The sequence below is a fragment of the Microcoleus sp. Pol1C5 genome, from assembly GCF_036701115.1.
Taxonomy (GTDB): Bacteria; Cyanobacteriota; Cyanobacteriia; order Cyanobacteriales; family Microcoleaceae; genus Microcoleus.
Genome location: NZ_JAUBQE010000036.1, coordinates 71733 through 79220 on the forward strand (window position 1 = coordinate 71733; position 7488 = coordinate 79220).

The window sequence follows — 7488 nt, forward strand, 5'->3', positions numbered from 1 at the left end:
TCTAAAATCGATTGACCCACCCTAGTCAACTGCGATTTTTAGGGCTGAACAATCAGTTGACCAATTTTTATCAAGACTTGAAGAACCGTATAAAGTTCGTTCCTTAGAGGAACAGGTGAAAATATTCTTGATAAGTCATATTTAGGCGGATTCTGAAAGTCTAGCTTGACGAATACAATTTCACTGCCATTTGTCATCGCAGCAAAACTCGGTCTATCCTTGCGGGGATTGACAGTCACGTATGCTAGTGTTTGGGGAAGTGCAGACCTTACTGAAATGGTGGTGCGCTTCGACTCTAAGAGTGTCACCCAAAACTGATTTTGCATCACTAAAACATCAATCCGTCCCTTGAGAGTTTCTACTTCATCATCCTCGTCATCTAAAACAATTTGTACCGATTTTTCAGCCATCATTTTAAAAGGTGGATCGTAAAAACCCGCTCGTTCCAATAGAGGCGAACCCATGATGAGCGTAACGGTTCCTTCTGTAAGGCTTCCATCATTTAAATGATAGAGATATCGCCGCCGAATTAAATTGAGGGCGGCTTTATCGACTTCTGTAATTTCGGGTAAATCTGCATACCATTCTGGGAAAAATTCCTCGGATTCAGTTCGCGTAATATTGAATCGAGATTCAACATCTGCTAAAGTTTGGATGATTTCAGTAAGGGCTGTTGTTTGTGTCATATTTTAAACTCTTGCTGCAAGCGATCGATAATTGTATTACGCTCTATGGTGGCGAGAATTTCTTGAATTACCGTATCTTGTCCCAGGGGGCCCCAGGTGCAGCCTTTTTCTAAATAAACTTGGGCGGCGCGACCGACAGCGTAGGTTCCGTAAGCTGCTAAACTAGCTTGAGTTACAGCGACTCCGGCAAAAGTAGAAAAGCCGATGTGCGGGGCCGCAGCGGCTGCACTTTTGCCAAATCCCAACAGAAAACTGCTACCCAATTCTCCCAAAAGTACGCCGCCAGCACTGGAGAAAATAGTCTGCCAAAGTTTCCCGGCTTCGTAACCAGTCATAGGTAAGCCGTAAAGTCTGGATAAAGAGCGAATTAAGGCTAAATCTGCGACACTTGCTCCCATTACATCTAAGAATGCCACGGGATTTAAACCGACAGCTAAAGCTTTATATTTTGCAAATTGCCAGATTAAATCTTCGGCTTCTGTTTGCCGCAATTTGAGAACGTGACGGGCAATGTGTGCTTCGGCATCTCTAGCTTCAACTAAAGCATTTAGAGCGAGGAGCGATCGACCTTCTCTGTTAAGAATTGTGAGAATTTTATGTTTGAGTTCGTCTATCTGCGGGGGTGGCGACTCCCATTCGTTAGTTACTCTTCCGTCGGACCATTCCACCCGCACTTGCACCGGCGCGGGTTCGGCGGCTACCATGACTATTTCTAATGATTTGGCAATTTTAGGCGGTGATTTTGCCGTAGATTTATCGGAGGAGTTGTGTGGGCGATCGGACAAATTTTCGCTATCTGTTTCCTCTGTTACCTTAGCGGCTGCTAACTGTTCTGAATTTCCCAGCGCTTGCAAACTTTGGTAAATAGCTTTTCTGTCTAATTCTGGATAAAGGTCAATTTTATTAAAAACTAAAATTACTGGTTTTTGAGCTGTTTGCAATTCGCACAGTGCTTCATATTCAGTGCGGGTGATATCCCCTGCAACGACAAACAGAATTAAGTCAGCTTGGCGAGTTACTTGTTTCGCCATTTCGCCGCGCACTTCGCCGCCAACTTCATCAAGTCCGGGAGTATCGATTAATTCTACTTGCACCCCTCCTTTCCCCTCCTTGCCAAGGGGGGGTTGGGGGGATTCGTCGCTGTCAAGGAAGGATAAAGGCACACTCCAACGCACGGAACGCGGCCACTGAGTCACGCCGTTGAGAGGGCCTGTTTGCAGAATTTTTTGACCTAAAAGCGCGTTTAATACGGCTGACTTGCCACGGCTGACTAAACCGAAAGTAGCAATGCGAATGACGTTGTGGTCTAGTTTCTCTGAGGTGGAAGTTAAGATATCTAACTGATATTGCAGCGCCGCTTCTAATTCTGTATTATTCGAGTTTTTTTTCCCTTGGCGCAGGTGGGAATAGCGCGCCAGGGCTTCGCGCAAACTGGCGCGGGCAAGAGATAAGCGATTTTCTTGAAGGGAATTGTCAGCCATTGGCGATCGGCTTTTTTAAGCAGGTATAATTGATCGTCGAATTATAAATCCTATTTCTTATTTTAATACAATTTTTCATAAATTTATAATTTTTTATTGAGAAATTAGGTAGGGACACGGCAGTGCCGTGTCCCTACGGATATCCTGGGCAATCGACCGGATTTAATATCAGATATCCTGGGCGATTGACCGGATTTAATATCAGATGCTGGACTAATTTTAATTGACCCCTGAATTAACGGTTTCTTAAGGGGCTGCGGCTAGGACACGGCACTGCCGTGTCCCTACGGATATCATGGGCTATCGACCGAATTTAACAACATCAGATGCTGGACTACTTCTAATTGGCCGCCGACTTAACGGTTTCGGGCCCAGATACCTGAGATGAAAGGCGACTCGCCACTTGGTTGACGAAAGATTGTAAGAAGGAAACTTGCTGATTTTGCGTAAATACTGCTTGCAAAGTTTTAGTCAACTGGTCGAGATTGAAAATGCCTTTGGGAGCATTTTCCAGTTCTTGACTTTGGAAATATTCAATTAAACTCAGTCCTGCTATTCTGGTAAAATATGCTGCACTAATTCCCTGCACTGCGCCTCCTGCTACATAGGTGACGGCATTGCTTTTCAGCAGTCCAGTAATAGTTTGGGTAGACAGTTCTACTAATCCCAATTTGAACATTTGATTGGCCAAAGTAGCCGCTACTGTCTTAGCTTGGTCTAAGGAAAACTTTCGCTGGTAGATATCGCCGAGGTCGATTACGAGCTGGGTGCTGATGGCGGTTGTTGCTAGCAAGTCTAAAGCGGGAACCGGATTAGCAAACACGGTGGCTGCGGCGATGTACTGATATTGTTCGATAATGGGAAGTGCCCGATCGCGCCTGACTGCATTTAATAAGGTTTTTGCCTCTAACTTGATACTTGCAGCATCGCGCACTGCACTCGCCCAGACCAACTGTTGCCGTTCTTCAGTTAAGATTTTAGTCAATCTTTCCGTCAGTGCGTCGAGTTGAGAGACTTGATTTTCGATGCGTTCTTGAACAGTGCCGTCCGCTTGGTGCCGGCGCACTTTAATAGAATTGGGCGAAGCTGCGATCGCAATTATCTCTTCTGTCCCCAATATTCCTTGCATTTTCTGCTGCAAAGAGTGCAAAACCTGCGACTGCTGTTCTGGTAAATATTGGTCTTGTTTGTTCCAGACTAGCAGCACGCGCTGACCTGCGGCAGCTAGCTGAGATAATGTTTGAAATTCGGAATCTGTGATGTCGCCCGCTGTCACAAACAGCACTAAATCACCGCCGATTTTGGCATCGGCATTTGTATTAGCAAACAGCGCTGCTGTTTCTTGTAAACTAAGCTTTTGCGGGTGTTGAGAGGCCCAATTAGAATTTAAAACTTGAATTAAGGCAGTTTTGCCGACAGCTTTGCCCCCAGTTACGGTAATCCGTAAATCTTGTCTGTCTAATTCGGCTCTGAGCCGATCGAGCTTTGCTGTTAGATTAGCAGGATCGGCAGAGTTTGGAGCTTCTGAAGCCAGCAATTTAATTGCGGTTTCTGAAGCCGCGATCGCTTTTTCGGCTGCTTCCCTGTTGGCCAAGGGTTGCGGGAGTGCGAGTTCTAGTTTGGGGGATTGTTGCTTCCACCACCAATACCCCGCACCGGCAGCCGCCAAGCCGATGAGTGCCGTTTCGCCCATTTCTGAACCCGAATGCTGTAGAGTTTCCAGCAGCCACAGCGCTGCTGAAAGTCCTATTCCGCCTATCAAAATCGGTCGCCGCAAGTTAAGTGTCATTTTTCCCTTCCTGTGGGTATTGTCGCCAAGCTTAACCTTACCGGGCTTGGCCTCCCTCCCTCTATTCCATCGTACCTCTGTGGCATCCAAACTGGCAGGCGGGCGATCCGACTTTTTGCGATCGGGATTTGCGGCCCCGGCGACAATCAACTTTTTGTACTTCTACAAAGAGGGAATGAAGGGCTGAAGCCCTCATTACAAACCCATAGATTTTTACAGGATGTTGCCAACAGAATAGTTAATTTTTGCTTTATTTTGATAATGCTTGAAACTGCGCTTCAAAAATATCAATTATTTGTTTGGGAATTGCTCGCGGGCGCATGGTGGTAACTTCAACCCAAACCCAAAGCGCCTCTGCTTTTAACAAGATTTCGTCACTTCCAGCTAAGCGAATTTCGTAGCGGCGGACAGCGCGCGGGCCGCGCATTTGTTCGATCCAAGTAGATATCTCCAATCGATCGCCCGAGGCGGCCGATCGCAAATAGTCAATCTCTATCCGCCGCATTACAAAGACGCCGCCCAATTCCCGGTAGCGATCGAGTGTAAATCCCAAGTGTTCTAAATGTTCGATCGCAGCGTGTTCTAAATAATGCTGGTAAACAGCATTATTTACATGACCGAGGGCGTCCATTTCATAATGTCGCACTCTAATTTCTGTAGTAAATGGTGTCAATTTCTCACCTTTCCACTTGTTGCGGTATTTTGTAGTTCCGAGTGCGATCGCACTCGGGGTCGATACTCGCTCGGAACTAATTGCAAGGTACACTAATCATAGTTGAAACGCCACTACTTCCAGGTTAATATTAGTCGTGGAAGCACGGCCGGTGAGCACCTTGGTTTTTTCACAATACACTGGCTTAAAACCCTCAGTCTCGGTTAACCCAGTTTCGTGGTTCTGAGTGCGTCCCCGACTAAAACTTTGAGAAATCGGACGGGTAATTGTTTAGTCTCCCAGACAAATCCCTAAACCGCGGGCCGTTTTAACCAGAGTACCATTGAACTCTACAGGTCTGTATTTGGCGATCGCATCTTCCAGAGGAACGCTCACAACTTCCCGCTTTTGCCAAGATACCATGCAGTCGTATTTCTCTTCGGCAACTAAATCAACTGCTGCTACGCCAAAAGCCGAAGCAATTAATCTTTCTAGCGGTGAAGGAGTTCCCCCGCGTTGAGTATGTCCCAAAACGGTGACGCGAGTTTCTGCACCGCTACAGTCAGAAATTGTATCAGCTAAATACTGACCAATTCCGCCTAATCGACTTTGACCTAAGCGATTTGTGTGCATTACTAACTCGCCTGCTTCTGTGCGAACTGCCTCTGCTACTATAATTAAACAGTAATTTTTTCCCCGGTCTTGGCGTTCTTGAATTTGGGCACAGATTTGGGAAATTTTGTAAGGGATTTCGGGAATCAGAATTATATCAGCTCCCCCAGAAATTCCGGCACTAATCGCAATATGTCCAGCGTCGCGTCCCATGACTTCAACAATCATAACCCGACTGTGACTGGCCGCAGTAAAATGCAAGCGATCTAGTGCTTCAGTAGCAATATTGACAGCCGTATCAAAACCGATAGAACGCTCAGTAATTCCGACATCATTATCAATAGTTTTAGGAATAGCAACTAAATTCAAATTACCTTGTTGAGCAATCTTCCTGAGAATGGCGAGACTGCCGTCGCCACCAATGCCAATTAAGGCATCCAAACCTAATTGATGATAGCCTTCGATAATATCCTCAGCACGATCGCGTAGACTTCCATCAGGCATCGGGAAGGCAAAAGGGTTGCCCTCATTTGTCGTGCCTAGCATCGTACCGCCAATGGTGAGCCACGAGTCTACTTTCTCAATATCCAAGGGAATTGCTTGAGGGGGACGACTCATCAATCCCTTCGTGGCTTGACGAATGCCCATCACTTTCCAATTGTAAGTTCCCGTTGCGCGGTGGACAACGGCTCGGATAACTGCGTTTAAGCCTGCACAGTCACCCCCGCTGGTGAGGATACCGATACATTTTTGTTCTCCCATAATTAATGCCCGACTTTTGTTACTCAGAACATGAGTTGATATTTTTAGAGCCCGATCGCCCAATCCTGATTTTCGACGTAAATAGGTAAGCGAAAATAAACTTTACTCTGTAACAGAATGTAAAGCTATCATAACTTTTGTGATTGCTTTCATAAGAGATCGCTCATTCAGGGAGCTTTTCACTCGCTTTTGACTACTTATGTATTTTTAAGCTTCATCGATCTAATGGAGTGCCTCATCTCTGACGCATCCCACAAGTTCGATCGCCAACTAAGTAGCATCGCCAATCACCGTCTCCAACAAAACATCAATTTTACTTCGGATTGAGCCGTTTAGAAACTTGGTTAATTATACCGCTGAGAATAGCACCGCCCATAAGAATTCCGAGGGCGGGATTAAATACGGGCTGCCAGAGACTGTACCACAAATCAAAACCGAGATTCACCCCTGTCGATCGACCTGCTACTGCGATCGCAAACCACGCAAAACTGGCAAAGACGAAAAATACATCAGCTACTAAAATCAAGTTGAGAAAGTTAAGAAATTTATCTTTCATTGTCGAGGGTTCCTTTTGAGTGTATATGTGTCAAGTTTTGGCAAGCGGTTGGTAATGGAGCGGATCGATAGCTGCAACTGGCGATCGAATAAAGATAAAATATCATTCAATTGTTTTCGCGCACAGGCTGTCAAAATATGGTTCGCTATACACTTCCTCAAAGCCCCGAAATTATTTTAACTGTCAAGGGGAAAGATTCAGCCAAAGCCCGGGAAGAAGCGATGGATCGGCTGATGGATCTCATGGATGAGGGCAAGCTGCCTACGCAACTCGTGGAGGGATTTGGGCCCAAGCAGTTTGTTGAAGTTAAGGATATCGAAGATGCTGCGTCTGACGGCGAGGACGCGATTACTGAAGCAGTCCAGATTTTGAGCAATTTGGCAAGTCTCAAATTGAAAGTCATGGAATCCCGCGAAGAAGCACTCAAAATCCGGGCGGCGATCGACATTTTATTTACAGATGAGGCTGTGACTGCCGAGGAAATTGGTCGTTTGAAAGATGGTTTCAAGGTTCTCAAAAACTTCGCTCAAGCTAATGTCCGCTATCGAGAAGCTAGAAGTAAAGCCGAAGAAGCAAGGGCAATTCTCGACGAAGCTTTGCAATCTGTAGAACCGGAAAACAAGGCGCAAAAATCCGCGAAATAGTAGCAGGTTGGGTTGAAACTCACATCAGGCACCATTCTCAAAAACAGGCTTTCCGGCCTGTTCCACGAGTGAATTTTATTGTGGAACAGGCCGGAAAGCCTGTTCCTAAAAAACTGATTGAGAATGGTGCAACATCTCAGTTGAAACATATTTCTGTCATTGCGCTCCGAAGGGAAGCAATCACCGAGGTTTGCGATTGCTTCGTTTCTTTATTCGGACATACAATAACTGGCGTTGCTGAATTGATGTATGATATAGCGATCGAGAGCAAAGTTGACGAAAAACAATGAACAGCAAATTAGAGTC

General features: G+C 45.8%; 7 protein-coding genes. 1 reads left to right on the top strand and 6 read right to left on the bottom strand.

The window, feature by feature from the left end:
• Positions 1-38: 38 nt before the first annotated feature.
• From QUA23_RS19955 to QUA23_RS19980, 6 genes are all read right to left on the bottom strand, one after another.
• Entirely contained in the window at positions 39-686 is a 648-nt protein-coding gene (locus QUA23_RS19955; protein WP_333077862.1) for a type I restriction endonuclease subunit R, read from the bottom strand.
• The gene (locus QUA23_RS19960) at positions 683-2167 is read right to left on the bottom strand and encodes a DUF697 domain-containing protein (protein WP_333077861.1); all 1485 of its coding nucleotides are present in this window, start codon (positions 2165-2167) and stop codon (positions 683-685) included. Before QUA23_RS19960 ends, QUA23_RS19955 begins: the two co-directional genes overlap by 4 nt.
• 340 nt (positions 2168-2507) lie before the next feature.
• Positions 2508-4106: a slr1306 family protein gene (locus tag QUA23_RS19965; RefSeq protein ID WP_333077859.1), complete on the bottom strand. Its 1599-nt coding sequence runs from the start codon at positions 4104-4106 to the stop codon at positions 2508-2510.
• A gap of 100 nt (positions 4107-4206) precedes the next feature.
• Complete coding sequence (locus QUA23_RS19970; RefSeq protein WP_333077857.1) at positions 4207-4722, bottom strand: thioesterase family protein; 516 nt, start codon at positions 4720-4722, stop codon at positions 4207-4209.
• Positions 4723-4899: 177 nt separating this feature from the next.
• A complete protein-coding gene (locus QUA23_RS19975) occupies positions 4900-5982 on the bottom strand; it encodes an ATP-dependent 6-phosphofructokinase (protein WP_333077856.1) in 1083 nt (360 codons plus the stop codon).
• Between the two features lie 313 nt (positions 5983-6295).
• A complete protein-coding gene (locus QUA23_RS19980) occupies positions 6296-6538 on the bottom strand; it encodes a hypothetical protein (protein WP_190735043.1) in 243 nt (80 codons plus the stop codon).
• Positions 6539-6675: 137 nt separating this feature from the next.
• Between QUA23_RS19980 and QUA23_RS19985 the strand changes: the two genes are divergently transcribed.
• Entirely contained in the window at positions 6676-7182 is a 507-nt protein-coding gene (locus QUA23_RS19985) for a hypothetical protein (RefSeq protein WP_333077855.1), read from the top strand.
• Positions 7183-7488: the final 306 nt, after the last annotated feature.